The following is a 22,049-nucleotide window of genomic DNA, read 5'->3' on the forward strand; positions in this document are numbered from 1 at the left end:
ACGCCAAATTCGCACATGCAAGTGTCGGTGCACTTGCGCCGGCCTCCACAGCGAGCATTGGGAAGAATTCTGATGGCAATGATTAACTCCACCAATTTTGGCGGTGAGACGCTCGAAATCATCGCATTCCGCCTGCATGATCAGGAATTCTGCGTCAAGACGACGACCATCCGCGAAATTCGCGGCTGGGCGCCTTCCACGCCCATTCCCCACGCGCCGAAAGACGTCATCGGCGTCATGAACCTGCGTGGCTCGGTCATTCCGATCATCGATCTGGCCCACAAGCTCGGCATGAAGAGCACCGTCGCCAACGAAAGAAGTGCCATCGTGGTGGCGGAAGTGCACAACATGGTCATCGGCATGCTCGTTGACCGCGTTTCCGATATCCTGACGATCCCGGCAAACCAGGTCCAGCCGGTTCCGGAAATCTCGGCCTCTTTCGACAAGTCCTATTCCGAAGGTATCATTGCCAACGAACATGGCATGATCTGCTTCCTGAACCTTGCCAAGATGTTCAAGGGAACCGAAGCCGAAGATCTCGCCGCCTGATCAGGCGATTAAGGTCTGATACACCGTTCACCGCTGTTATCGACAACAGAACCAGACCGCCGAAGCATCTGCCCGGCGGTTTTTGTTTTCCCGTTCGTCCTACAACTTAAATAAGAACATTTTAATATTATGGATATCTAATATTAAAAGCCGACGAACAGTACCTACCCGCATCACATCATAGGGGTCCGATCGCTGACGTAGGCCGCGAAGTCGCAAGTGCCTGCATTGCTGCCTATGGCGGCAAAACCTGTTCGTTGTTCAACATTATACGGCGTAGGACCGCACTTTGCGTGCGGCGAGCCGCTCCGTGGACCGATATTTGGGGGACGTTAATGCTGGGGTTAGGGAAAAGCGCAGATAACCGAAATATGCTCGATGCGATATCCAGATCGCAGGCGGTCATAGAATTCGATCTCAAAGGTAATATTCTCACCGCGAACAAGAACTTCTGCGAGGCGCTGGGGTATGACCTCAGTGAGATCGTCGGTAAACATCATCGCATGTTCTGCGACGCGGAGCTCACTAATTCGCGAGCCTATCAGGAGTTCTGGGACTCTCTTGCCCGCGGCGAATTCCAGGCAAAGGACTACCGTCGCATCCGCAAGGACGGGTCAGTGATCTGGATCGAGGCCTCCTACAATCCGGTTTTCCGCTCCGGTAAACCCTACAAGGTAGTCAAAATCGCTACCGATATCACTGCAAAGAAAATCAAGGCGACGGAGGATGCCGGCAAGCTGGATGCACTATCCCGGTCACAGGCTACCATCGAATTTTTTCCCGACGGTACCATCATCACCGCCAACCCGAATTTTTGCGCCACGGTGAATTACGACCTCAAGGAAATCGAGGGAAGACATCACCGCATGTTCTGCGACCCTGCCTACGCCGCATCTCCGGCTTACGCCAATTTCTGGCAGCGGCTGGCATCGGGAGAATTCATCTCGGACGAATTTGTCCGCTACGGAAAAAACGGCAAGGAAATATGGATTCAGGCCGCGTACAACCCAGTCGTGGACGATACCGGAAAAGTCGTGAAAGTGGTGAAATTCGCCACCGACGTGACCCCGCGTATGAGCGCCATCACCATGCTTGCCGATGCCCTGCAGGCGCTGGCCGAGGGCGACCTCGTGCAACGTCTGGACACCAGCTTTGTACCCAGCATGGAGAAGCTGCGTGCGGACTTCAATGAGGTCGTCGGCAAGCTGCAGGCCACCATGCAGACGATATCGCACAATGCCTCCACAATCGCCTCCGGCTCGGGCGAAATCCGCATCGCCGCCGATCAACTTTCGCAACGCACCGAACAGCAGGCAGCCTCGCTGGAGGAAACCGCCGCCGCGCTGGAAGAGATCACCACCACCGTGACCGATGCCAGCCAGCGTGCCGGCGAGGCGGGCAAACTGGTGCTGCGGACGAGAGAGCACGCCGAACATTCGGGCGAAGTCGTTCAGCAGGCAATTTCCGCCATGGATGCGATTTCGCGTTCCTCCGGCGAGATCACCAACATCATCGGCGTCATAGATGACATCGCCTTCCAAACCAATCTTCTCGCGCTGAATGCGGGCGTTGAAGCCGCCCGCGCTGGGGAAGCCGGCAAGGGTTTCGCCGTCGTGGCACAGGAGGTGCGAGAGCTCGCACAACGATCTGCCGTCGCCGCCAAGGAAATCAAGTCCCTCATCAACACCTCCCGCGAACAGGTCGCCAATGGTGTGGATCTGGTCGGCAGAACCGGTGAGGCCTTGCGAAATATTCAGTCGCAGATGGGTGAAATCGACGTCAATGTCTCGGCGATCGTCGAGGCGTCACGCGAACAGGCAAACGGGCTGAGGGAAATCAATCAGGCCGTCAACGTCATGGATCAGGCGACCCAGAAAAACGCCGCCATGGTGGAAGAAACCACTGCCGCCAGCCACGGTCTCTCCAGTGAGGCCGACAACCTCTACGAATTGCTGCGACAGTTCAGAATATCCGGCGAGGGACAGGTATCACCTGCCCAGCCCATCGATAAAAAACCCGCCAGCGTAACCCAGCTGCCGACACCACAGCCGCGATATGCCACAGCAAGAGCGCACGGCAATGCGGCGGCCGAATGGGCGGAGTTCTAAACCCGCCTATGCCGAAGCCTCACTCCGAGACTACAGAATAATACGGTCCGCACGGGTGAAGATTTCGAAGTCTTCACCCCGGACTAACGCAACAAGCGTGATGCCTGCCTTATCGGCGGTTTCGATAGCAAGCGCCGTGGGGGCGGAGATCGCCACCAGAACCGGACAGCCGAGGATCGCCGTCTTCTGCACCATCTCCACCGACAGGCGGCTGGTGACGGCCACAATGCCCGTCTCGGCAGAAATACCCGCATTCATCACCGCACCCGCCAATTTATCGAGCGCATTGTGGCGGCCGACATCTTCGCGGGCCGCCAAAAGCCCCTCACGCGGACTGTAGAACCCGGCACCGTGAACAGCCCTTGTTTCGCGATTGAGGGTTTGTGCATCGTTCAGGGCCTTCACAGCCGCAACGATGTCGTTGCCATAAACAGACGAGTTCACCCCGCTCAAATCCGGCACGACACGCACCGCCTGCTCTATCGATTCAATACCGCAGAGACCGCAGCCCACCGGGCCAGCCATATGCCGTCGTCTCGCCCGCAGGGCATCGGCCTCGGTATCCGTCAAATCCACCTGGACATCGTAACCCTGCCCCGCCTCGACCACTTCAATAGCCTGGATTTCGGAACGAATCGATATGATGCCCTCGGTAAGGCTGAAGCCGACAGCGAAATCGACGAGATCGGCAGGACTGGCCATCATCACGGCATGGGTGCTGCCGCCGTAAGAAAAGGCAACCGGGACCTCTTCCGGCACGGCTCGCTCGCCTGTGGCAAGTGCGCCCTGTCGCAAAGCGGTTCTAACAACCCTTCGATAACTTGCTTCCACCGACACAGCAATCCATCCCTCCATGACAGGAAACGCACCTTCATCGCGGCCTGTGACCGGTAAAGCGGCATTTCTCTTCGTCTTCACATTTAGCCCATCAACCCAAAAATCGGAATCGATTTCGGCAAACGCGGCACGCAGTCCGAAGGGTGCTTTGCAAGGCCACCATCCGACGTGTCCCAAGCAGTGAAAACAGGAGACAGCCAAAAACAAAAAAGCGACCGAAACGGCCGCTTTCTGTTTTAAATATTTTGTGGGCAGTCATTCTTTCGAACCCGCCCGGTGCTTTCAAGCGGCGACGAGAACCTCATGCAGGTTCGTCAGCTCATAGAGGTGCTTTTCAAGCTTGGTCAGGTGCTCGTGGTGATGATTGCCTTCCTGAATTTCGGCCTTGGCCGCATCGATGCGCTTCTGCAGCGTATCGGGAGACATATCGTCAGCCGAAACGGCGGATTCGGCAAGAAGTGTGCAACCCGTCGGAAGAATATCGGCAAAACCGCCGAACACGACGTATTTGTGCGTTTCTCCAGAGGCGAACTTCACCGTTACCAGACCCGGCTTGATCGTGGTCATCGTCGGCGCATGATTGGCCAGAACCGTCATTTCACCCAGCGTAGCCGGGATGACGACTTCCGTAACCGTTTCGGAAACGAGCAGACGCTCCGGGGAAACGAGATCGAATTTGAAACTGTCAGCCATGGCTATTCACTTCTTTTCAATTACGCGGGCGTCACGGACTTCATTGCTACAACGCTGGCATCACCATTCCGGTTTCGCCACCGTTGCCGGCAAGGCGCGCAGTTGAACCACGCGCCCGCCAATTCATAATCAGGCAGCTTCAGCAGCCAGCTTCTTTGCCTTTTCGATGGCTTCTTCCATCGAACCGACCATGTAGAAAGCAGCTTCCGGCAGGCTGTCATATTCGCCATTGACCAGGCCCTTGAAGCCCTTGATCGTGTCTTCGAGCGCAACGAGCTTGCCCGGCGAACCGGTGAAGACTTCAGCAACGAAGAACGGCTGCGACAGGAAACGCTCGATCTTACGGGCGCGGGCAACCGTCAGCTTGTCTTCTTCCGACAGTTCGTCCATGCCGAGGATGGCGATGATGTCCTGAAGCGACTTGTAGCGCTGCAGGGTCGACTGAACCTTACGGGCAACTTCGTAGTGCTCTTCGCCGACGATCATTGGGTCGAGCATACGCGAGGTAGAGTCGAGCGGGTCAACAGCCGGGTAAATACCCTTTTCAGCGATCGAACGCGACAGAACCGTCGTTGCGTCAAGATGCGCGAACGAGGTTGCCGGCGCCGGGTCGGTCAAGTCGTCGGCGGGAACGTAAATCGCCTGAACCGAGGTGATCGAACCCTTGTTCGTGGTGGTGATGCGTTCCTGCATCTGGCCCATGTCGGTTGCCAGCGTCGGCTGATAACCCACGGCCGAAGGAATACGACCGAGCAGAGCCGACACTTCCGAACCAGCCTGCGTGAAGCGGAAGATGTTGTCCACGAAGAACAGAACGTCCTGGCCTTCGTCACGGAAGTTTTCAGCGATCGTCAGACCGGTCAGAGCGACGCGGGCGCGGGCGCCCGGCGGTTCGTTCATCTGGCCGTAAACGAGCGCAGCCTTGGAGCCTTCGCCGCCGCCGAGCTTGTTGACGTTCGATTCGATCATTTCGTGGTAGAGGTCGTTACCTTCGCGGGTACGTTCACCCACGCCGGCGAATACCGAGTAACCACCATGCGCCTTGGCGACGTTGTTGATCAGTTCCATGATGAGAACCGTCTTGCCAACGCCGGCGCCGCCGAACAGGCCGATCTTGCCGCCCTTGGCGTAAGGAGCCAGAAGGTCGACGACCTTGATGCCGGTGACGAGGATCTGCGCTTCGGTCGACTGCTCGACGTAAGACGGTGCATCCTGGTGGATGGCGCGCTTCTTGGCCGTGGTGATCGGACCGGCTTCGTCAACCGGCTCGCCGATGACGTTCATGATGCGGCCGAGCGTTTCCGGACCGACCGGAACTTCGATCGGTGCGCCGGTGTTGGCGACGGCCTGACCGCGGACCAGACCTTCGGTCGAGTCCATGGCGATCGTGCGGACGACGTTTTCACCGAGATGCTGCGCGACTTCCAGAACGAGGCGGTTGCCGTTGTTCTCGGTTTCGAGCGCGTTCAGGATCGGAGGCAGTTCGCCTTCGAACGCCACGTCGACAACAGCGCCGATAACCTGGGTAACCTTGCCCGCGCCGTTCACCGCTGCGGTTTTCTTGGGGGTAGCTGCCTTAGCCATTATCCTTACCCTCTTTCCTTACCTCAGAGCGCTTCCGCGCCCGAAATGATTTCAATGAGTTCCTTGGTGATCTGAGCCTGACGCTGACGGTTGTAGGAAAGCGTCAGCTTGTTGATCATCTCACCGGCATTGCGCGTTGCATTGTCCATCGCGCTCATCTTGGCGCCCATTTCACCGGCAACGTTTTCGAGCAGAGCCCGGAAAACCTGAACCGAAATGTTGCGCGGAATAAGGTCTTCCAGAATAGAAGCCGCATCCGGCTCATATTCATAGACGGCGCTCTGCGTCGTCTCAGCCGCCTCCACAACAGGCGTTGCGGCCGGAATGAGCTGCAAGCCGGTCGGGATCTGGCTGATGACGGACTTGAATTCCGAATAGATCAGCGTGCAGACGTCGAATTCACCCGCGTTGAAGAGCGAGATCACCTTCTTGGCGATCTGGTCGGCATTTTCAAAACCGACCTTCTTCACTTCGCGCAGTTCGACGCGCTCGATGATGTTGGCTGCAAATTCGCGGCGAAGGCTGTCGTAACCCTTCTTGCCGACCGTGATGATCTTGACCGTCTTGCCTTCGGAAATCAGCTTGCGGGCATGATCGCGGGCAAAACGGGAAATCTGCGAGTTGAAACCGCCGCAAAGACCACGCTCAGCCGTGCAGACGACGAGCAGATGCACGTCGTCCTTGCCGGTGCCGGTCATCAGCGCCGGAGCAACGTCCGCCTCGACCGCCGTGGCGATGTTGGCAAGAACGGCGCTCATACGCTGAGAATAAGGCCGGGCGGCCTCCGCAGCTTCCTGGGCGCGCCGAAGCTTCGCCGCGGCGACCATTTTCATCGCCTTGGTAATCTTCTGCGTCGCCTTCACGGAGGCAATGCGGTTTTTCAGATCCTTTAGTGAAGGCATCCGTTATCCGTCCGAGTAAAAGAGCCCTGATTTAAGAGAAAGACTTGGCGAAGTTATCAAGAGCGCCCTTGAGCTTGCCCTTGGTATCGTCGCTGATAGCCTTTTCCGTGCGGATGGTGTCGAGGATCGCCTTGCCTTCCGAGCGGAGGTAGGAGAGGAAACCCTGCTCGAACTTGCCGACCTGCGCGACCGGGATCTTGTCGAGGTAACCGTTGACACCAGCGAAGATCACCGCAACCTGCTCTTCCGTCTTGAGCGGAGAGAACTGCGGCTGCTTCAGAAGCTCGGTCAGACGGGCGCCGCGGTTGAGCAGGCGCTGCGTGGAGGCGTCGAGGTCCGAACCGAACTGGGCGAAGGCAGCCATTTCACGATACTGGGCGAGTTCACCCTTGATCGAGCCGGCAACCTGCTTCATCGCCTTGATCTGAGCGGCGGAGCCAACGCGCGAAACCGACAGACCGACGTTAACAGCCGGGCGGATACCCTGATAGAACAGGTCGGTTTCAAGGAAGATCTGGCCGTCGGTGATCGAGATCACGTTGGTCGGAATGAAGGCCGAAACGTCGTTACCCTGAGTTTCGATGACCGGCAGAGCCGTCAGCGAACCAGCGCCCATTTCGTCGGAGAGCTTTGCAGCGCGCTCGAGAAGACGGGAGTGGAGGTAGAAAACGTCGCCCGGATAAGCTTCGCGGCCCGGAGGACGACGCAGCAGAAGCGACATCTGACGATAGGCAACGGCCTGCTTGGAAAGGTCGTCGTAGCCGATGAGAGCGTGCTTGCCGTTGTCACGGAAGTATTCACCCATGGCGCAACCGGCAAACGGTGCGAGGTACTGCATCGGAGCCGGATCGGAAGCCGTTGCGGCAACGATGATCGAGTACTGCAGCGCGCCGCGCTCTTCCAGAACCTTTACGAACTGGGCAACGGTCGAACGCTTCTGACCGATAGCGACATAGACGCAATAAAGCTTGTCGCCGTCAGGACCATTGTCGTGAATGGCCTTCTGGTTCAGGATCGTGTCGAGAATGATGGCGGTCTTGCCGGTCTGGCGGTCGCCGATGACCAGCTCGCGCTGGCCACGGCCAACCGGGATGAGGGCGTCGATGGCCTTGAGGCCGGTCGACATCGGCTCATGAACCGACTTGCGCGGAATGATGCCGGGAGCCTTGACATCGACGCGCGAACGCTTGGCGGCATTGATCGGGCCCTTGCCGTCGATCGGATTGCCAAGCGCGTCAACGACGCGGCCGAGCAGTTCCGGGCCGACGGGAACGTCAACGATAGCTCCAGTCCGCTTTACGGTGTCGCCTTCCTTGATGTCACGGTCAGAACCGAAGATAACCACACCGACGTTGTCGGCTTCGAGGTTGAGCGCCATGCCGCGAATGCCGCCGGGAAACTCGACCATTTCGCCGGCCTGAACATTGTCGAGGCCATAAACGCGGGCGATACCGTCACCGACGGAAAGCACCTGACCGACTTCCGAGACTTCCGCCTCGTTGCCGAAATTTTTGATTTGATCTTTCAGAATTGCGGAAATTTCCGCGGCGCGGATATCCATCAGCCAACCTCTTTCAGTGCAAGCTTAAGGGTGGAAAGTTTGGTGCGAAGAGACGTATCGATCTGGCGCGAACCGACCTTGACGATCAGGCCGCCGAGGATCGACGGATCGACGGTAACGGAAATCGTCACATCCTTGCCGGTAACGCTCTTCAGCGCCGCTTTCAGTTCAGTTTCCTGCGCCTCGTCGAGCGCATGTGCCGAGGTGACCTCGGCGGTGATTTCGCCGCGATGGGCGGCGGCAATGGTGCGGTAGGCGCGGATCATGCCGGGAACGGCAAAGAGGCGGCGGTTATTCGCAACAACCTTGAGGAAATTGAGAGCGAGACCAGCGATGCCGGCCTTTTCGCAGATCGCGGTGATTGCTTTGAACTGATCCTCGGCGGAAAACACCGGGCTCGCAACCAGACGCTTCAAATCGCCACTTTCGTCGAGAAGTGCGCCGAACTTGTCCAGTTCGGTCTGAACCGCTTCGACCGTACCCGCTTCCAAAGCAAGCTCGAAAAGCGACGACGCATACCTTTCCGCTACACCGGATGTTCCCTGGGAGGTGTCTGCCACGGGCACTTTTTCCCTGCTAATCGTCCAAGACCATCAGCGATGGGGCTCCACCGCATCAAATTCTTGAAATCGTTTCAATTTCCCCGAAAAAGACCGGAATTCCCCCCTGCCTTTTCCCAATTTCGCGGTCCGTCTAGCATAGGACGCCGGGACTCGCAACACGCGTAATAGCGGAAAGCGCCGTTTGGGCAAGGGGGAATGCGTTTAAATTTTCCGATTTCGCTCAGGATGCGGCGCATCTGCGGCACAAATGCCAAAAAGCCCGCTTCAGACCAGCCCGAAGACGTAGCTCAACGCGAGTGCGGACAGCAGAAAGTGCACAACCAGAAGTAAGAAATTCCGCATGGTTGCGCCACCATCCGACAGTATGGAGAGAATGCCGCCGAACACGCTGAGGCCGAATGCCGCACCAAAGGCGAGATAGACCATGGGCTGGGCGAGAAGCAGGGCCGCCGCACCGAGACCGAGATAGAACCCGGCAAGCGACGAGCGTACGAGCGCATAACCATCCCTGCGCTCGCCGGCCGGCTGCAAACCGAAGGCACGAAGCGTCAAGCCCGGCGCAAACATGAAAAACAGGCCGATGATGGCTGATACCACCGCCGCGCCGAAGGCCAGTTGCTCGCCGAATTCGGCCGGAAAATAAAACTCCATCTCGTTCCCCAAATCATTGTGTTGTTCGCTCGCGTTATGACACGGTCACGACAGCGGGAAAACGCCTTGATTGGCAAAGTTCAAAGGAAACTTTGCGGATCGATATCAAGCTGCACATGCACGCTGCCCCGTTCCTTGGGGCCATTGGCCAGCAGTGTCCGAAGAAAGGACTGCATGTCGGAATTGCGTCGCCCGTGCACCAGCAGACGGAAACGATGGCGGCCACGGATCAGCGCCAGCGGCGCTTCCGCCGGGCCAAGCAGCATGATGCCAGTAACCTGCGGGGCAGCCGCCCTCAAACCCCGCGCATGGGTTTCGGCCTCTCCGCGCGTATCGGCGGAAACGATGATCGAGGCAAGACGTCCAAAGGGCGGCAGAACGGCCTTTTCCCGCTCGACGATCTCTCTTTCATAAAAAGCCGAGGCATCACCCGAAACGATTGCCTGCATGACGGGATGCTGCGGCTGGTAAGTCTGCAGCAGGCCATGGCTCTTCAACCCCGTTCGTCCGGCACGGCCGGTCACCTGCGAAAGCAACTGGAACGTCCGCTCCGCCGCGCGCGGATCACCATTGGCAAGGCCGAGATCGGCATCGACGATGCCGACAAGCGTCATCAGCGGGAAGTTATGTCCCTTGGCGACCAGCTGCGTGCCGATGACGATATCCGCCTCGCCCTTGACGATGGCCTCCAGCTCCAGCCGCAGCCGCTTGACGCCCATGAGATCGGAGGAGAGCACGATGGTGCGGGCTTCCGGGAAATGTTTCTCCACCTCCTCGGCGATGCGCTCCACACCCGGCCCACAGGCCACCAGATGATCGAAGGTTCCGCATTCCGGGCAATGGTCCGGGGTCGGCTCGTTGTGGCCACACTGGTGGCACTGCAATTGATTGCGGAAGCGGTGTTCCACCAGCCAGCTGGAACATTGCGGGCACTGGAAACGGTGACCGCAGACCCGGCAGAGCGTCAGCGGCGCATAACCGCGACGATTGAGGAAGAGCAGCGCCTGCTCGCCCTTTTCGATGGTCTTGCCGATGCCGCGCAGCAGGACGGGTGAGAGAAACCCTCCCCTTTCCGGCGGATGGCGGCGCATATCGACAAGATGCAGGTCCGGCATCGCCGCATCGCCAAAGCGCGTATGCAGGTGAATGGTGTTGTAACGCCCGGAACTGCCATTGACCTGGCTTTCCACCGACGGCGTGGCCGAGACCAGCACGACAGGGAATTCGGCGATGCGCGCCCTCACCACGGCCATATCGCGGGCATTATAAAAGACACGGTCTTCCTGCTTGTAGGCCGGGTCGTGCTCTTCATCGACAATGATGAGACCGAGATTGTCGAACGGCAGGAAAAGCGCCGAGCGCGCGCCGGCCACCACTTTCACCTCACCCGTCACCGCCTGCCGCCAGACCTTTTCACGCATGCGCGGCGACAGATCGGAATGCCATTCCGCCGGCTTCGCGCCGAAGCGATCCTGAAAGCGCTCGAGAAACGCTGCCGTCAGGGCGATTTCCGGCAGCAGGATAAGGACCTGCTTGCCCTGCCTCAGCGTTTCGGCCACTGCCTCGAAATAAACCTCGGTCTTGCCCGAGCCGGTAACGCCATCGATCAGCGAGACATGAAAACCGCCCTTGCGGACATCCTCCAGTATCTCCGAAGCGGCCTGTTTCTGCGGACCTTCCAGACGTGGCTCGACATAGTCAGGGTCAGGCTCGGCGACGACAGGCGGCGCGGGCAGAAAGACCGTCTCGAACACACCCTGCTTGACGAGACCATCGATGACGCTCGTCGAGACGCCGGCAGCATGGGCAAGCCCGCTCTTCGTCCAGCCATACCCTTCCGCCGCCAGCTCCATCACCCGCTCGCGGGCGGGGGTCAGGCGCTCCGGCCGGCCTTCGGTCAACCGCAGCCCCTCGATCATCGGTTCGGGATCGAAGGCCGCGGGCGCGCGCAGTGCCATTCGTGCCACGAGGCCGGGCGGGGACAACGTGTAGGCGGCAACCCAGTCCACGAAGCGGCGCATCTCCGCCTTCAGCGGCGGGCACTCGAAACTCTTGGTAATGGGCCGAAGCTTCTTCGGATCGACGCTCTTTTCTCCGGCATCGTCCCACACCACGCCGAAGACCTGCCGGGGACCAAGCGGCACCTGAACGACGGAGCCGGTCTCCACGACCATATCTTCAGGCACGGCGTAACTGTATGGTCCTGGCGCCGGCATGGGCACGAGAACGGGCACCGTGCGCGTGAGCGACGGCGGGTCGAACAGAGCCCCAAACAGATCGGACGAATCTTTTGCCATGATGTGGCGACCATGCCCCGACGACAGGAAAAAGGAAACCGCCCGGATGTAGTGGGCGCGTCCCACAAAGTCCACCTCTTAACCAAATGCTGACCATAAGCGCATAGTTTTGAAGCATGGAATGGAGCGCCGCGTGACCGAAATCCTGACATTTGCCGAACCCGATCTTCTGAACGAGCGCCAGTCCTGGCTCGCAGCCCTTGCCGGCGAACGCCGTCTTTCCGACAATACCGTCGAGGCCTATGAGCGCGACACACGTCAGTTCCTGATCTTTCTCACCGGCTATATCGGCAGGCCCGCGGCCATAAGAGATATAGCCGATCTGCGCCCTGTCGATCTGCGCGCGTTTCTGGCCAACCGACGCAAGGAAGGCGCCGGCGCGCGTTCGCTCGGCCGGCATCTGGCAGGTCTGCGTTCGTTGCTGCACCACCTGCAGAAAAAGGGACTCGTCAATGCGGCCGGCGCCACCGCGATGCGCGCGCCTAAACAGCCGAAATCCCTGCCGAAGCCGCTCACCGACCGGCAGGCGCTGAAGATCACCACGGCCGAGGCACAATTGAACGAAGAACCCTGGATCGCCGCCCGCAATGCCGCGGTCTTTTCGCTGCTTTATGGCTGCGGTCTGCGCATTTCCGAGGCATTGGGTCTCACCCCGGCCGATTTCCCGCCCGGCGCCCGCAGCCTGCGTATCACCGGCAAGGGCAACAAGACGCGGATCGTGCCGTTGCTCGCAGTTGTCACGGAAGCGGTCGATACCTACAAGAAGCTTTGTCCCTATGCTCTGGCGGCGAATGAACCGATGTTCCTTGGCGCACGCGGCGGCAAGCTTCAGCCCGCCATCATCCAACGGGAAATGCAGAAGCTGCGCGGTGCTTTCGGCCTGCCGGAAAACGCCACCCCGCATGCGCTGCGCCATTCCTTCGCCACCCATCTTCTGGCCGGCGGTGGGGACCTGCGTACCATTCAGGAACTGCTCGGCCATGCGAGCCTCTCCACCACGCAGGTCTATACCGGCGTCGATACTGCGCGACTACTGGAAATCTACGATAACGCCCACCCGCGCGCATGATGCAGGAAATGGTTAACCATAATCATTAACCAGACATCCAAACCGCCGTTCTATAAGCGAACAAGAACCGGATTGGACCGATGCACAGCCTGATAAAACCCCAACATCTCACAGCTACCCTGATGGGCAAGACCGGCGACGCCCTGCTCTGGCTGCTGGCCGCCCTGCATGTCACCGCCGTCGCCATCCTGCTCATGACCTTGCTGTCGCTCAGTAAAGCGGAAGCAGCTGAGCAGAAGATCACCTGCACGGGCAGCGATATTCTCGTGGAGATGCGCAAGACCGATCCGCAAGGCTTTGCGAAAATCGAACAGGAAGCAGCCGCCATCCCGAACGGTAAGGGTAATTTCTGGCGCATCGAAAAGGCAGACACGGCCCCGTCCTATCTTCTCGGCACCATGCATGTCACCGATCCGCGTGTTCTGGAGGTGCCTGCCGCCGCCAGTCCCGCTTTCGAAAAGGCCGCGACTGTTATCGTGGAGTCGGACGAAATCGTCGACGACAAGAAGGTCGCGGCGTCGCTGTTGAGCAAGCCTGAGCTCACCATGTTTCTGGACGGCAAATCGATCACCGACATCCTGTCGCCCGAAAATGTTTCGCGTCTCGAAAAGGGCTTGAAGGAGCGCGGCATTCCGCTGAATGCGGTTTCGCGGATGAAGCCCTGGATGCTTTCGAGTTTCGTCGCCCTGCCCGCCTGCGAGTTCGCCCGCAAGGCGACCGGCCTCTCCTTTCTCGACAAGAAGCTGGCCGAAGACGCGATTGCGGACGGAAAACGGCTTGTCGGCCTAGAGACCATGGTCGAGCAGCTGACGGCCATGTCCGAACTGCCGATGGAATTTCATCTGCAGGCGCTGATCGAAACGCTGGAACTCGGCGACCGTATGGATGACGTTATGACGACCATGACCGATCTCTACGTCGCCGGCGATATCGGCATGACCATGCCCATGCTGAAAAGCCTGGACCCCAAGAAGGCCGCGGCAGAAAGCGAAAAGGGCTACGCCGCCTTCGAACAGCGCATCATCACCGACCGCAATCACGTCATGGCAAACAGGGCCACCCCCGAGCTTGCCAAGGGCAATGTCTTCATGGCCGTCGGCGCGCTGCATCTGCCGGGTGAGGAAGGCTTAGTCGAACTGCTGCGCGCAGAGGGCTTCACCCTTACGCGGGTCGACTGAGCCACTCAGTCCCGGTCCTGACAGGCCGGACATTGGCGCAAAACGGCCGCATCGTCGCCGGCACGATACGGCGGTGAAACGGCCCGACGGCAAGAAGATAGAGCCGCCCGAACAGGTTCTTGCGCCGGACGACGGTGGTGACGCTAACCAGCTGGCGACTTCCCACTTCCTCGAGATCGACGACGATCCGGAAATCGAGATGGCGGTCATCGAAACCCAGCACGGTCCGCTCCGGCGTGGTTGACAGAACCGGAAACCCACCCGCCGAAGTGCCTGCGGCCAACGCGACCGTTTTCAATCCGAGAAGCGAGACGATGCGGTTTCGAAGCGCCATCAGCCCGCTGATCCATGCCGGCGGATGATCGAGGAGAAGCCTGCTCACATCGAGCGAGGTCGTTCCCGGCGTCATCGTCTCCCCCTGAAAGCGATCGCACCAGTCGGCGCCCGGCAATATGTCTTCAATGTTTCGCATCCCTGAACCCCAGCCGCCCGATGCGGCAAGGACCACCATCCTCTTTTTCCAACGGGGCGGAAAGGCGACAAACCGCCGCTTAGACCCTAGCCATGCGTCATGCGCCTCAGGAGATTGGTGCGCCAGTAGAACTGGTGAACCAGAACGGCGGCGACATGGCCGGCGATCAGCACCCACATCAATGCCTTGAACGGGCCGGAATGCAGCTGCCCGGCCGGCTGGGCGCCGAAATAATACGCGGCTATACCGGACAGCGGCAGGACGAAGAACAGGGCGTAGAAGGTGAAATGCGCCACCTTGGCGGCAATCTGAAACGGCCGCGGTTCTTCGGCGGGATGCGGCGGTACACCCTGGAAAAAGCGAAGACAGAGGCGCGGGACCGCAAGCAACAGGATGGCAAAACCGACATAGGCATGGATATTGGCTGCGGAAATCTGATCCGGCGTCAATGTTTCACCCCGCCGCATCAGCCGGTAGGCATGGGCCATGGCGTCGGGAAACAGCAGGTTGAAGAAGATCAGAAGCGCCATCGCCCAGTGAATGACACGCTGCGGAACGGAGAAGGAAACTTGACTGAAAGATGCCATTTTATTGCCTTTTATCAAAAGGTTAGATAGGCCATGGCGCGAGTATGAGAAACCCCGGCCTGCATGGCAAGCCGGGGTTCAACAGATGACTGAAATTTAATATTCGAGCGTCGGGCTCTAGGCCGATCACATATGGATCGGCTTGAAGAAGGTCGCGAGCGCCGCTTCCTTCACGGCTTCCGAAATGGTCGGATGCGCGTGGCAGGTCCGGCCGAGATCTTCCGAAGAACCGCCGAATTCCATCAGCACGGTGATCTCGTGGATCATTTCGCCAGCGCCGAAACCGACGATGTGGCCGCCGAGAACCCGGTCGGTTTCCTTGTCGGCGAGGATCTTCACGAAACCATCCGTCACCTGCATGGCGCGGGCGCGGCCATTGGCGGTGAAGGGGAACTTGCCGACCTTGTAGGCAACGCCAGCGGCCTTCAGTTCTTCTTCGGTCTTGCCGACGGAAGCGATTTCAGGCTGCGTATAGACCACGGCCGGAATGACGTCGTAGTTCACATGGCCGCGCTGGCCAGCAAGAATTTCAGCGAGAGCAACGCCCTCGTCTTCGGCCTTGTGGGCCAGCATCGGGCCCTTCACCACGTCACCGATCGCATAAATGCCATCGACATTAGTCTTGAAGTGACCGTCGATTTCGACGCGACCGCGGCTGTCCAGCACGACGCCGGCTTCCGCGAGGCCGAGACCTTCGGTGTAGGGCTTGCGGCCTGTGGAGATCAGCACGACATCAGCTTCCAGCGTTTCAGCTGCACCACCCTTGACCGGCTCGAATACGACCTTAGCGCCCGCAGCGGTCTTTTCAACACCCGTCACCTTAGCGCCGAGCTTGAAATCGAGACCCTGCTTGGCCAGCAGACGCTGCGACTGCTTGGAAACTTCGCCGTCCATGCCGCCGAGGATGTTGTCGAGATATTCGACCACGGTAACCTTGGCGCCGAGACGCGACCAGACCGAACCAAGCTCGAGGCCGATAACGCCACCGCCAACGACGATGAGCTTTTCCGGAGCCTTGGAAAGAGCAATCGCACCGGTGGAGGACACGATGACGGTTTCATCGATATCGACCTGAACGCCGGGGATGCCGGCAACGTCAGAACCGGTGGCAATGACGATGTTCTTTGCTTCGATTTCCTGTGTCTCACCCTTGTCGTTGGTGACGGAAACCTTGCCGGCGGAAACCACCTTGCCGGTGCCCTGGAAAGCATCGATCTTGTTTTTCTTGAACAGGAAGGAAACGCCGTCGACATTGGCTTTCACCACGCCGTCCTTGTGGGCCATCATCTTGCCGAGGTTCAGCTTCGGCGCGGCAACTTCGATACCCAGCGTATCAACGCCATGGGCAACATGCGCAAAGGTTTCGGAAGCATGCAGCAGCGCCTTGGAAGGGATGCAGCCGACATTGAGGCAGGTGCCGCCATAGGTCGCGCGCTTTTCGATGACAGCGACCTTCAGGCCAAGCTGTGCCGCCTTGACCGCGCAAACATAACCGCCGGGACCCGTTCCAATTACAACTACATCATATGCCATGTTCTTGTTCCTGATTGATATGGGGCAGGATTTTGAACCGCCCTGCTTCCGTTTGACCTGAAACTCAGGCCGCTTTTTCCGTTGCGAGTTTTATACCGAGAGCGATGAAGACCACGCCGCTGGTGCGGTCGATCCATTGGCTGGCGCGCTGAAATGCGGCGCGCATGCGTGGCGTCGTCATGAACAGGCTGACGCCGACGAACCACAGGATAAGGCAGCTTGCCATGACAAGCCCGTATCCGAATTTGATAGCGACCGGCGTATGCGCGTGAACCACCGTCGAAAAGATCGACAGGAAGAAAAACACCGGTTTGGGATTGAGCGCGTTGGCGGCAAAACCTAGCGTGAAGGCTTTGAGCCCTGTCTGGCCGCTTCTGGCCCGAACGCCATCCTCACCTTCGGCCGTCGGCAATTCGGTCTTGCCGGCACGCAGCGCCTTGATGCCGATATAGATCAGATAGGCGACACCGAGCCATTTGACGATATTGAAGAGATAGATCGACTGGGAAATGATGAGGCCAAGTCCGAGGATCGTATAGGTGACATGGAACATCAGTGACGTTCCGACACCGAAGCTGGTGATGATGGCCTGTTTGCGCCCGTGCACCATGGCCTGACGCATGACCATCGCCAGATCGGCGCCGGGGGAAACGATCGCAAAAAAGAAGATCGCCATCAGGGATGCAAGTTCGATGAGATATTGATGCATAGACTCGACCTCAGATCAGCGCGACAAGCATGAGGACCAGACCGACGAGGGAAACCAACCACGCGATCGACCGCACATAGGGAACGCCTGCAAGATAAAGCGGGATGTAGACGACGCGCGCAACGGTCCATATCCAGCCGCCCGTCAGCCCCCAGCCGGAGGCGTCGCCGACGATCGCAAGAGCGAGAACCAGACCGACGAAAGCGGGATAGGTCTCGCGAAAATTATCCGAGGCGCGCTGCGCGCGTCCCGCAAAGACCCCTTTGAGGTCCGGACGCGCATCGCGCGCACCCGCATTCCAGGCAAGACCAACTTCCCGCGTAACGGACATGGCCTGAAGGCAGATATGCAGGAGAAGAAGAATGACGCTGAGCGCCAGCAGGAACACAAAAGCTCCATTCCCGCCGGCCAGGTTTTCCATCCCTCTTCTCCCCTGTTTTAGTCTTAGAGATCGAGAACCAGGCGTTCCGGATCTTCGAGGCTCTCCTTGACGCGCACGAGGAAGGTCACGGCTTCCTTGCCGTCAACGATACGGTGATCGTAGGAGAGCGCAAGATACATCATCGGGCGGATGACGACCTGACCGCCGATGGCGACCGGACGCTCCTGGATCTTGTGCATGCCGAGAATACCCGACTGCGGCGCATTGAGGATCGGCGAGGACATCAGCGAACCGTAGACGCCGCCATTGGTGATGGTGAAGGTGCCGCCCTGCATGTCGGCCATGCCGAGCGAACCGTCACGCGCTGCCTTGGCGAGGCGGCCGAGTTCCTTTTCGACGCCGGCGATGGAGAGCTGGTCGGCATCACGGATGACAGGAACAACGAGACCCTTGTCGGTGCCGACGGCCATGCCGACATGACAATAGTTCTTGTAGATGATATCAGTGCCGTCGATTTCAGCGTTGACGGCGGGCAGTTCCTTCAGCGCGTGGGTCACGGCCTTGGTGAAGAAGCCCATGAAGCCGAGCTTGACGCCGTGCTTCTTCTCGAACACGTCCTTGTAACGGTTGCGCAGGTCCATGACGGCGCTCATGTCCACCTCGTTATAGGTGGTCAGCATGGCAGCGGTGTTCTGCGCATCCTTGAGGCGACGGGCGATCGTCTGGCGCAGGCGGGTCATCTTCACGCGCTCTTCGCGAACCTGATCCTGTTCGGCCGAAACCGGACGGGGCGCGGCAACCGGAGCGGGTGCGGCCGCAGGTGCCGAAACGCCCTTGGCAATGGCAGCTAGAACGTCACCCTTCAGAACCTGGCCACGCTTGCCGGAACCATCGACCTGATCGGCCGAAAGATTGTTTTCAGCAAGCAGCTTGCCGGCGGCAGGTGCCGGCGGCATGGCGCTGGCAGCCGGGGCAGCGACCGCGGCAGGTGCCGGAGCGGCTGCGGCGGCAGCAGGCTTTGCAGCGGGTGCGGAAGTCGCAGCGCCGGCAGCGCCTTCGGCGATCTGGCCGAGAAGCGCGTCGAGACCGACGGTTTCGCCGTTCTGCGCAACGATTTCGGTCAGCACGCCGGAGGCGGGCGCCGGTACTTCGACGGTAACCTTGTCGGTTTCGAGTTCAACGAGCGGTTCGTCGGCCTTGACGGTATCGCCGACCTTCTTGAACCAGGTGCCGACGGTCGCTTCGCTGACGGATTCGCCGAGGGTTGGTACGCGGATTTCAGTGGCCATGATCTAGTTCCGTTATTCGGGTGTCTTTTTTGCGGGGCGATGCGGGAGAGTTCTCACTCTCCCAGCGCGTCTTCCAGGAATGCAGCAAGCTGCGCCAGATGCTTGGACATCAGGCCGGTCGCCGGAGAGGCGGCAGCCGGACGGCCCGTGTAACGGACCTTCTGGTACTTGGCGTCGATATGCGCCAGAACCCATTCCAGGTAAGGATCGATGAACGACCACGAACCCATGTTCTTCGGCTCTTCCTGGCACCAGACCATCTCCGCATGGCGGAACCGGGAAAGCTCGTTGATGAGCGCCTTGGCCGGGAACGGATAGAGCTGTTCGACGCGCAGCAGGTAGATGTCGTCGATACCGCGCTTTTCACGCTCTTCGAGAAGATCGTAATAGACCTTGCCCGAGCACATGACGACGCGGCGGATCTTCGAATCCTTCTGCAGCTTGATCGGACCGTCCTTGATGACCTCCGCATCGTCCCACAGGAGACGGTGGAAGGAGGATTCACCCGCAAGCTCCGCCAGCGAAGATGTGGCGCGCTTGTGACGCAGCAGCGACTTCGGCGTCATCAGGATCAGCGGCTTGCGGAAGTCGCGGCGCATCTGACGGCGCAGGATGTGGAAGTAGTTGGCCGGCGTCGTGACGTTGGCGACCTGCATGTTGTCCTCGGCGCACATCTGCAACCAGCGCTCCAGACGGGCGGAGGAATGTTCCGGGCCCTGACCTTCATAACCATGCGGCAGAAGGCAGACGAGACCGGACATGCGCAGCCACTTGCGTTCACCCGAGGAGATGAACTGGTCGAACACCACCTGCGCGCCGTTGGCGAAGTCACCAAACTGGGCTTCCCAGAGCGTCAGCGCGTTCGGGCGGGCCAGCGAATAGCCGTATTCGAAACCGAGGACGGCTTCTTCCGAAAGCATCGAGTTGATGACTTCGTAACGGGCCTGCGTCGGCGCGAGGTTGGCAAGCGGGATGTAACGCTCTTCGGTCTCCTGATCGTAAAGAACCGAGTGGCGCTGCGAGAAGGTGCCGCGCTCGCAATCCTGACCGGAGAGGCGGATCTTGTGGCCATCGACAACAAGCGAACCGAAAGCCAGCGCTTCCGCCATCGCCCAGTCGATGCCTTCACCCGTCTCGATCATCTGCGAGCGGTTTTCCATGAAGCGCTGGATCGTGCGGTGGGCGCTGAAGCCTTCCGGAATGGTCGACAGCTTCTTGCCGATTTCCTTCAGCTGCTTCATCGGCACGCCGGTCTTGCCACGACGCTGCTCATCGGCATTATCGGCGGCGCGCAGGCCCGACCACTGACCATCCAGCCAGTCGGCCTTGTTCGGCTTGTAGGACTGGCCTGCCTCGAACTCCTGCTCGAGATGGGCGCGCCAATCAGCCTTGATCTTCTCGAAATCGCCTTCGTTGATCAAGCCTTCCGCAATGAGGCGGTCGGCATAGATACGGGCGACGGTCTTGTGGCCACGGATGACCTTGTACATCTTCGGCTGCGTGAACGCCGGCTCGTCGCCTTCGTTATGGCCGAAGCGGCGATAACAGAACATGTCGATGACGACAGGCTTGTGGAACTTCATGCGGTATTCGGTCGCGACCTTGGCCGCATAGACAACCGCTTCCGGATCGTCGCCGTTGACGTGGAAGATCGGCGCCTCGATCATCTTGGCGACGTCGGACGGATAGGGCGACGAACGCGAGAAAGCCGGGTTCGTCGTGAAACCGATCTGGTTATTGATGATGAAGTGCATGGTGCCGGCAACGCGGTGACCGCGCAGGCCGGAAAGGCCGAGAATTTCGGCAACCACGCCCTGGCCCGCAAAAGCGGCATCGCCGTGCAGAAGCAGCGGCAGCACCTTGGCGCGTTCGGAAAGCGGAATGATGTCGCCGTCCCATGTCTTGGCCAGCTGGTCCTGCTTGGCGCGGGCCTTGCCCATGACGACGGGGTTGACGATTTCAAGGTGCGACGGGTTCGCCGTCAGCGACAGGTGAACCTTGTTGCCGTCGAATTCGCGGTCGGAGGAGGCACCCAGATGGTACTTCACGTCACCCGAACCTTCAACGTCATCAGGCTTGAACGAACCGCCCTTGAACTCGTGGAACACAGCACGGTGCGGCTTGCCCATGACATTGGTCAGCACGTTCAGGCGGCCGCGGTGGGCCATGCCGAGCACGACTTCTTCCAGACCGTCCTGGCCGCCGCGCTTGATGATCTGTTCGAGCGCCGGGATCAGCGATTCACCGCCATCAAGGCCGAAACGCTTGGTGCCCTTGAAACGCACATCGAGGAACTGCTCGTAACCTTCGGCTTCGACCAGCTTGGACAGAATGGCCTTCTTGCCTTCCGGCGTGAAGTCCACGCCCTTGTCCGGGCCTTCGATGCGTTCCTGGATCCAACCCTTTTCTTCCGGGTTGGACATATGCATGAATTCGACGCCGAGCGTCGAGCAATAGGTGCGCTCGAGAATATCGACCATCTCGCGCACGGTCGCATATTCGAGGCCGAGGACGTTATCGATGAAAATCTTGCGGTCGTAATCGCTTTCCTCGAAGCCATAGGACTTCGGCGAAAGCTCGTTGTAGTCTTCGACGGCGCTGGCAATGCCGAGCGGATCGAGCTTGGCGTGCAGGTGGCCGCGCATGCGGTAGGCGCGGATCATCATGATGGCGCGAACGCTGTCACGGGTCGCCTGAAGCACTTCGGCCTCGCTGACGGGCTTGCCGGTATCGGCACTCTTCGACTCAGCTTTCGCCTGAACCTTCTTTTCGATGGCCTTCTCGACCGTGGCCCAGTTGCCGTCAAGTGCGGATACCAGGTCGCCATTGGCCGGGATCGGCCAGTTGGCGCGCTTCCAGGAGGCGCCCTGTGCGGCCTTCTTCACGTCTTCCGGATTGTCGGACAACGCCTTGAAGAAGCTCTGCCACTCCGGCGACACGGAAGAGGGATCCTCTTCGTACCGGGCATAGAGCTGCTCGATATAGGCTGCATTCGCGCCGTCCAGAAACGACGTGATCTGAAACTGCTCGTTCGCTTCTTGCCTTGCCATTGTGTTCTTGCGGACTTGTCCGTCCGCCTCCTCGA

Annotated in this window: 19 protein-coding genes; 4 read left to right on the forward strand and 15 right to left on the reverse strand. The window is 59.5% G+C overall.

The window, feature by feature from the left end; translation table 11 throughout:
- Positions 1-72: 72 nt before the first annotated feature.
- Both CFBP5499_RS12275 and CFBP5499_RS12280 read left to right on the forward strand, forming a co-directional pair.
- On the forward strand, positions 73-549 hold the full coding sequence (locus CFBP5499_RS12275) for a chemotaxis protein CheW (protein WP_003504949.1): 477 nt from the start codon (positions 73-75) through the stop codon (positions 547-549).
- A 371-nt stretch (positions 550-920) separates the two neighbouring features.
- The gene (locus CFBP5499_RS12280) at positions 921-2,657 is read left to right on the forward strand and encodes a methyl-accepting chemotaxis protein (protein ID WP_175416709.1); all 1,737 of its coding nucleotides are present in this window, start codon (positions 921-923) and stop codon (positions 2,655-2,657) included.
- A 30-nt stretch (positions 2,658-2,687) separates the two neighbouring features.
- Here the strand turns inward: CFBP5499_RS12280 and fdhD are convergent, their stop codons facing one another.
- From fdhD to CFBP5499_RS12320, 8 genes are all read right to left on the reverse strand, one after another.
- Entirely contained in the window at positions 2,688-3,512 is an 825-nt protein-coding gene (fdhD, locus tag CFBP5499_RS12285; RefSeq protein ID WP_080827573.1) for a formate dehydrogenase accessory sulfurtransferase FdhD, read from the reverse strand.
- 264 nt (positions 3,513-3,776) lie between these two features.
- Entirely contained in the window at positions 3,777-4,187 is a 411-nt protein-coding gene (locus CFBP5499_RS12290; RefSeq protein WP_006310765.1) for a F0F1 ATP synthase subunit epsilon, read from the reverse strand.
- Positions 4,188-4,316: 129 nt separating this feature from the next.
- Complete coding sequence (gene atpD / locus CFBP5499_RS12295) at positions 4,317-5,771, reverse strand: F0F1 ATP synthase subunit beta (protein ID WP_080827150.1); 1,455 nt, start codon at positions 5,769-5,771, stop codon at positions 4,317-4,319.
- A gap of 23 nt (positions 5,772-5,794) precedes the next feature.
- Positions 5,795-6,673, reverse strand: a complete 879-nt coding sequence (locus CFBP5499_RS12300; RefSeq protein WP_080827149.1) for a F0F1 ATP synthase subunit gamma — start codon at positions 6,671-6,673, stop codon at positions 5,795-5,797.
- A gap of 31 nt (positions 6,674-6,704) precedes the next feature.
- A complete protein-coding gene (gene atpA, locus CFBP5499_RS12305) occupies positions 6,705-8,234 on the reverse strand; it encodes a F0F1 ATP synthase subunit alpha (RefSeq protein WP_046799528.1) in 1,530 nt (509 codons plus the stop codon).
- Positions 8,234-8,800 carry a F0F1 ATP synthase subunit delta gene (locus tag CFBP5499_RS12310; RefSeq protein ID WP_175416710.1) on the reverse strand — a complete coding sequence of 189 codons (567 nt, stop codon included), beginning with the start codon at positions 8,798-8,800 and terminating at the stop codon, positions 8,234-8,236. Before CFBP5499_RS12310 ends, atpA begins: the two co-directional genes overlap by 1 nt.
- Before the next feature lie 261 nt (positions 8,801-9,061).
- Positions 9,062-9,448 (reverse strand): phage infection protein, encoded by a 387-nt coding sequence (locus CFBP5499_RS12315; protein WP_080827147.1) that lies wholly within the window; start codon positions 9,446-9,448, stop codon positions 9,062-9,064.
- A gap of 80 nt (positions 9,449-9,528) precedes the next feature.
- Positions 9,529-11,745, reverse strand: coding sequence for a primosomal protein N' (locus CFBP5499_RS12320; RefSeq protein ID WP_080827572.1), 2,217 nt, complete (start codon positions 11,743-11,745; stop codon positions 9,529-9,531).
- Between the two features lie 121 nt (positions 11,746-11,866).
- On the opposite strand from CFBP5499_RS12320, the gene CFBP5499_RS12325 reads away from it, so the two are divergent.
- Both CFBP5499_RS12325 and CFBP5499_RS12330 read left to right on the forward strand, forming a co-directional pair.
- Complete coding sequence (locus CFBP5499_RS12325) at positions 11,867-12,814, forward strand: tyrosine recombinase XerC (protein WP_080827146.1); 948 nt, start codon at positions 11,867-11,869, stop codon at positions 12,812-12,814.
- 80 nt (positions 12,815-12,894) lie between these two features.
- Complete coding sequence (locus tag CFBP5499_RS12330; protein WP_080827145.1) at positions 12,895-13,992, forward strand: TraB/GumN family protein; 1,098 nt, start codon at positions 12,895-12,897, stop codon at positions 13,990-13,992.
- Here the strand turns inward: CFBP5499_RS12330 and CFBP5499_RS12335 are convergent.
- The 7 genes from CFBP5499_RS12335 to CFBP5499_RS12365 form a co-directional block, all read right to left on the reverse strand.
- Positions 13,976-14,464 carry a DUF2867 domain-containing protein gene (locus CFBP5499_RS12335; RefSeq protein WP_175416711.1) on the reverse strand — a complete coding sequence of 163 codons (489 nt, stop codon included), beginning with the start codon at positions 14,462-14,464 and terminating at the stop codon, positions 13,976-13,978. The genes CFBP5499_RS12330 and CFBP5499_RS12335 overlap by 17 nt on opposite strands.
- An 86-nt stretch (positions 14,465-14,550) precedes the next feature.
- Positions 14,551-15,051: a cytochrome b gene (locus CFBP5499_RS12340; RefSeq protein ID WP_080827143.1), complete on the reverse strand. Its 501-nt coding sequence runs from the start codon at positions 15,049-15,051 to the stop codon at positions 14,551-14,553.
- 126 nt (positions 15,052-15,177) lie between these two features.
- Complete coding sequence (gene lpdA, locus CFBP5499_RS12345) at positions 15,178-16,584, reverse strand: dihydrolipoyl dehydrogenase (RefSeq protein ID WP_080827142.1); 1,407 nt, start codon at positions 16,582-16,584, stop codon at positions 15,178-15,180.
- Positions 16,585-16,648: 64 nt separating this feature from the next.
- On the reverse strand, positions 16,649-17,293 hold the full coding sequence (locus tag CFBP5499_RS12350; protein WP_175416712.1) for a LysE family translocator: 645 nt from the start codon (positions 17,291-17,293) through the stop codon (positions 16,649-16,651).
- A 10-nt stretch (positions 17,294-17,303) separates the two neighbouring features.
- Positions 17,304-17,714: an MAPEG family protein gene (locus CFBP5499_RS12355; RefSeq protein WP_080827141.1), complete on the reverse strand. Its 411-nt coding sequence runs from the start codon at positions 17,712-17,714 to the stop codon at positions 17,304-17,306.
- A gap of 23 nt (positions 17,715-17,737) precedes the next feature.
- A complete protein-coding gene (gene odhB / locus CFBP5499_RS12360; RefSeq protein ID WP_080827140.1) occupies positions 17,738-18,964 on the reverse strand; it encodes a 2-oxoglutarate dehydrogenase complex dihydrolipoyllysine-residue succinyltransferase in 1,227 nt (408 codons plus the stop codon).
- Between the two features lie 53 nt (positions 18,965-19,017).
- Complete coding sequence (locus CFBP5499_RS12365) at positions 19,018-22,014, reverse strand: 2-oxoglutarate dehydrogenase E1 component (RefSeq protein ID WP_080827139.1); 2,997 nt, start codon at positions 22,012-22,014, stop codon at positions 19,018-19,020.
- Positions 22,015-22,049 lie beyond the last annotated feature (35 nt).

It is taken from the genome of Agrobacterium tumefaciens (assembly GCF_005221325.1).
Lineage (GTDB): Bacteria > Pseudomonadota > Alphaproteobacteria > Rhizobiales > Rhizobiaceae > Agrobacterium.

Excerpts from the sequence above, each read along its gene's own strand:
- CFBP5499_RS12275 (WP_003504949.1), top strand. The coding sequence starts at position 73 with ATGGCAATGATTAACTCCACCAATTTTGGCGGTGAGACGCTCGAAATC.
- CFBP5499_RS12280 (WP_175416709.1), top strand. The coding sequence starts at position 921 with ATGCTCGATGCGATATCCAGATCGCAGGCGGTCATAGAATTCGATCTC.
- fdhD (WP_080827573.1), bottom strand. The coding sequence starts at position 3,512 with ATGGAGGGATGGATTGCTGTGTCGGTGGAAGCAAGTTATCGAAGGGTT.
- CFBP5499_RS12290 (WP_006310765.1), bottom strand. The coding sequence starts at position 4,187 with ATGGCTGACAGTTTCAAATTCGATCTCGTTTCCCCGGAGCGTCTGCTC.
- atpD (WP_080827150.1), bottom strand. The coding sequence starts at position 5,771 with ATGGCTAAGGCAGCTACCCCCAAGAAAACCGCAGCGGTGAACGGCGCG.
- CFBP5499_RS12300 (WP_080827149.1), bottom strand. The coding sequence starts at position 6,673 with ATGCCTTCACTAAAGGATCTGAAAAACCGCATTGCCTCCGTGAAGGCG.
- atpA (WP_046799528.1), bottom strand. The coding sequence starts at position 8,234 with ATGGATATCCGCGCCGCGGAAATTTCCGCAATTCTGAAAGATCAAATC.
- CFBP5499_RS12315 (WP_080827147.1), bottom strand. The coding sequence starts at position 9,448 with ATGGAGTTTTATTTTCCGGCCGAATTCGGCGAGCAACTGGCCTTCGGC.
- CFBP5499_RS12320 (WP_080827572.1), bottom strand. The coding sequence starts at position 11,745 with ATGGCAAAAGATTCGTCCGATCTGTTTGGGGCTCTGTTCGACCCGCCG.
- CFBP5499_RS12325 (WP_080827146.1), top strand. The coding sequence starts at position 11,867 with ATGGAGCGCCGCGTGACCGAAATCCTGACATTTGCCGAACCCGATCTT.
- CFBP5499_RS12330 (WP_080827145.1), top strand. The coding sequence starts at position 12,895 with ATGCACAGCCTGATAAAACCCCAACATCTCACAGCTACCCTGATGGGC.
- CFBP5499_RS12335 (WP_175416711.1), bottom strand. The coding sequence starts at position 14,464 with ATGCGAAACATTGAAGACATATTGCCGGGCGCCGACTGGTGCGATCGC.
- CFBP5499_RS12340 (WP_080827143.1), bottom strand. The coding sequence starts at position 15,051 with ATGGCATCTTTCAGTCAAGTTTCCTTCTCCGTTCCGCAGCGTGTCATT.
- lpdA (WP_080827142.1), bottom strand. The coding sequence starts at position 16,584 with ATGGCATATGATGTAGTTGTAATTGGAACGGGTCCCGGCGGTTATGTT.
- CFBP5499_RS12350 (WP_175416712.1), bottom strand. The coding sequence starts at position 17,293 with ATGCATCAATATCTCATCGAACTTGCATCCCTGATGGCGATCTTCTTT.
- CFBP5499_RS12355 (WP_080827141.1), bottom strand. The coding sequence starts at position 17,714 with ATGGAAAACCTGGCCGGCGGGAATGGAGCTTTTGTGTTCCTGCTGGCG.
- odhB (WP_080827140.1), bottom strand. The coding sequence starts at position 18,964 with ATGGCCACTGAAATCCGCGTACCAACCCTCGGCGAATCCGTCAGCGAA.
- CFBP5499_RS12365 (WP_080827139.1), bottom strand. The coding sequence starts at position 22,014 with ATGGCAAGGCAAGAAGCGAACGAGCAGTTTCAGATCACGTCGTTTCTG.